Source organism: Mesorhizobium sp. ESP7-2 (genome assembly GCF_020164715.1).
GTDB lineage: Bacteria > Pseudomonadota > Alphaproteobacteria > Rhizobiales > Rhizobiaceae > Mesorhizobium.
Genome location: NZ_JAIUGQ010000092.1, coordinates 1 through 3,299, shown reverse-complemented (window position 1 = coordinate 3,299; position 3,299 = coordinate 1). Strand labels below are relative to the sequence as shown.

Sequence of the window (3,299 nt, the reverse complement as noted above, 5' to 3'; positions counted from 1 at the left end):
CGGCAAAAATGGCATCGCGAAAACTGCGGCCCGAAACCACCGGACCATGATTGGCCAGCAGGACGGCGGCATGTTCATGGGCCTTGGCCAATACCAGCGGCCTCACGGCAGCAGAGCCTGGGTGGGTGTAAGGCAAAAGCGGCACGCGGCCGACGCGCATCACTACGTAAGGTGTAATTGGCGGGATGGCATCGTCGGGGTCGGTGTCTTCAAGGCAGGATAGTGCCGTGGCGTAGGTCGAGTGTAGATGCACGACGCCGGCTGTCTGCGGCCGCGCCTCATAGAATGCCATGTGAAGCGGAATCTCCTTGGTCGGGGCATCGCCCGATACAGCAACACCTTGGGCATCCAGTTTCGACAGCCTGGCGGGATCGAGATAACCCAGACAGGAATTGGTCGGCGTGACCAGGAAACCATCGGCAAGCCGACCCGACAGATTGCCCGACGAACCGGCGGTGTAGCCGCGCATGAACAGGGACTCGCCCCAGCGGCAAAACTCGTCGCGAAGCTGCTGTTCTTCCAAGGTCATGAGGCCCTACCTTTCAGGGTAGCGAGTGCACGTTCGAAAAAATCGTCGGCGCCGAAATTGCCGGATTTCAGCGCGAAGGCCAGCCTCGGATTTGCGTTGAGGATAAGCACCGGCACTCCGGTGTCGATCTCCGGCCCGACCTCGAGTGCTGCCGCTCCGAACGCCGAGGCAACCGCGCCGGACGTTTCGCCACCCGCAACCACGATCCGCCGGAACCCGGCAGCCACTGCCTTGATAGCGAGCTCTGCAAAGATCGTGTCGAACGATGCCGCCAGCCTTTCGCGTCCATATTGGGCTTGGGCTGCAGCCACTTCCGATGGTTCCGCGGTCGAATAGACGAGCGGGCCTGTATCTTTGTGGCTGACGAGAAAATCCAGGCAACTCGCGACGGCCGCACCCGGATCGAGCGCGTCGGCGGCATCAAGACGCTTTGACGGGTGACCGCTGTCATACGCGGCAATTTGCCTGCGTGTCGCCGAAGAGCAACTGCCGGAGAGAATGAGACCGGGACCGTCGCTCCCCGCGAACGGCTGCCGATCTATTGCCGGTTGGATCCCAAAATTGCCGGGCAGGCCCATGGCAATCCCGGATCCGCCTGTAATCAGCCTGTGGGTCCTGACTATCCGGCCCAGCGCCAGGAGATCGTCATCCGAGATCGCGTCGGCGATGATCAGTCTTTCGTCGTTGTGCTTTGCCAGGCGCAAGGCCGCCTGAGCATTGCCCGAACGCAGGCTTTCCAGAGAGAGATGGCCGACCTTGAGCGCGGTCTGCCGTGCAAGCCATCGCCTTATGTCGGGATCGGTCATCGGCGTCAGCGGGTGGTTTTCCATGCCAGACTCACTCAGCAGGCGGTCCCCGACGAAGAGATGCCCGTTATACAGCGTCCGGCGATTGGCAGGGAAAGCCGGGCAAACCAGCGCCAACATCGTGTCCAGTTCCACGAGCAGCGCTTCCGCGACCGGTCCGATGTTGCCTTGCGGCGTGGAATCGAAAGTCGAGCAGTATTTGAAAACGATTTGCTTGGCGCCGTTGGCAATCAGCCACCTGCAGGCAGCGAGCGATTGCGTCACCGCATCGCCGGCGTCAATCGAGCGCGTCTTCAGCGCAATGACCGCAGCGTCGATCTCGGTTTTCAGTCGTCCGGTCGGCGTTCCAACATACTGAACAGTGCGCGCGCCGACCTTGGCGAGCGTGTTGGCGATATCGCCGGCACCGGTGAAATCATCGCCGATGACGCCGATCTTCATGCGTCGGGGTCGCCCATCTGATGATCATCGGCCCCATGTTCGCTTGCCCGCTGGCGCCAGAACATTGTCGTCAGCTGATCCAGATGCTCACGCATCGCCTGTTCGGCGCGATCGGGATCGCGCGCGACGATCCCATCGTAAATGGCGCGATGTGCCTCATACGCCGTTTGCTCCTGACCGTCCGCGGCCAGCGTGACGATGCGCTGTTCCTTGAGCCATTCCGAAATCTGGTCGTGCAGCGCCACGAACACGAGATTGCGCGCGATTCGCGCCAATTCGAAATGGAAGGTAATGTCGGTGCTGGTGAAACGCTCGCGGTCGCCGATCGCCTGGCGATTGGCTTCGAGCGCCTCGCTTAGCGTCTCCAGATCGGAAGGCGTGGCGGTGCGGGCGGCCTCGCGGGCGAGGCCGACCTCGAAAAACATGCGCGCGCCCTGAAAGGAGCGTTGCCCCTCTTCGGTCGACAACATCTGCCTGACGGCCGGCGCCATGCCGGTAAAGATATGGCTGGCGGTCGGCATCAACACCTTGGCGCGCGCACCATTGGTGAGTTCGAGGAGGCCGGCCTTCTGCAGCGAGATCAGTGCTTCGCGAATGGCCGGGCGGCCGACGCCGAAGCGCGACTGCAGGTCCCGCTCGGGCGGCAGTTGGTCTCCTGGCTTTAGTTTGCCGGAGAGGATCTGCCCCTCGAGATGGGTCGCGACATGCTCGAAGAGTTTCTTTCGTTCGATGATTAAAGGGTCGACCATAGACCTTTCATACCATCATGCTTGACAACCATGCAACAGCTTGCAATGCTGAAAATAAGAGATGACAAAAAGCGGGAAGACGAGGCCGGGCTCGATGAGCAGCGGCCGGCACCGGCTTGGAGGACCCCCAAAGGCAAGCTCCACCCTCTGCAAATCAACTTGCTTTGAGACGGCGACTGCGATCGCCAAGGGAGGAAGATGCATGAAAATCGCCATTCTGGGCGGCGGCGGAGCTATGGGTGGGATATTCGGTGGATATCTGGCCCGCGCCGGCAATGACGTCACGCTGATCGACGTCTCCAAGGCGGCGGTGACGGCGATCAACGATAACGGGTTGACTATTGAGGAAAAGGACGGTTCGCAGCCGGTCATCAAGGTGCTTGCAAGCAACAACCCCGCGAGCGTCGGACCGGTCGATCTCATTATCAACTTCGTCAAATGCTATCACACCGAAGCGGCCGTTCGGGCCGCGGCACCCATGATCGCCAAGGAAACAGCCGTGCTCAGCCTGCAGAATGGCTGGGGTAACGCACCGCGCATCGCGTCGATCGTCGGCGAAGACCGCGTGCTGGTCGGCTTGACCTACCATGGCGGCACCTTGCTGGCGCCAGGCCGCGTCAAGCATCCTGGCTCCGGCATGACTTACATCGGCGAACTGGCCGGCAAGCCGACCGAGCGTCTCGGCAAGGTGATCGATACGTTCCGCGCGGCGCAGATCGAGACGACGCAGTCAGACAGGATCCTCGATGAGGTCTGGAAGAAGCTGGCGCTGAA

General features: G+C 61.5%; 4 protein-coding genes. 1 reads left to right on the top strand and 3 read right to left on the bottom strand.

Features of this window, described 5'->3' with window-relative positions; all coding sequences use genetic code 11:
• The 3 genes from otnC to LB543_RS33675 form a co-directional block, all read right to left on the bottom strand.
• Positions 1 to 529, bottom strand: a 529-nt coding sequence (gene otnC / locus LB543_RS33685; RefSeq protein ID WP_224617347.1) for a 3-oxo-tetronate 4-phosphate decarboxylase, incomplete at its 3' end; no start/stop codon positions are given.
• Positions 526 to 1,776, bottom strand: coding sequence for a 3-oxo-tetronate kinase (otnK, locus tag LB543_RS33680; protein WP_224617346.1), 1,251 nt, complete (start codon positions 1,774 to 1,776; stop codon positions 526 to 528). The genes otnK and otnC, both read right to left, overlap by 4 nt.
• The gene (locus LB543_RS33675) at positions 1,773 to 2,525 is read right to left on the bottom strand and encodes an FCD domain-containing protein (protein ID WP_224617345.1); all 753 of its coding nucleotides are present in this window, start codon (positions 2,523 to 2,525) and stop codon (positions 1,773 to 1,775) included. The genes otnK and LB543_RS33675 overlap by 4 nt, the downstream gene beginning before the upstream one ends.
• A gap of 202 nt (positions 2,526 to 2,727) precedes the next feature.
• Here LB543_RS33675 and LB543_RS33670 point away from each other — a divergent pair.
• Positions 2,728 to 3,299, top strand: a 572-nt coding sequence (locus LB543_RS33670) for a ketopantoate reductase family protein (RefSeq protein ID WP_224617344.1), incomplete at its 3' end; no start/stop codon positions are given.

Coding starts and splice junctions, on each gene's coding strand:
- LB543_RS33675 (WP_224617345.1), bottom strand. CDS start 2,525: ATGGTCGACCCTTTAATCATCGAACGAAAGAAACTCTTCGAGCATGTC.
- otnK (WP_224617346.1), bottom strand. CDS start 1,776: ATGAAGATCGGCGTCATCGGCGATGATTTCACCGGTGCCGGCGATATC.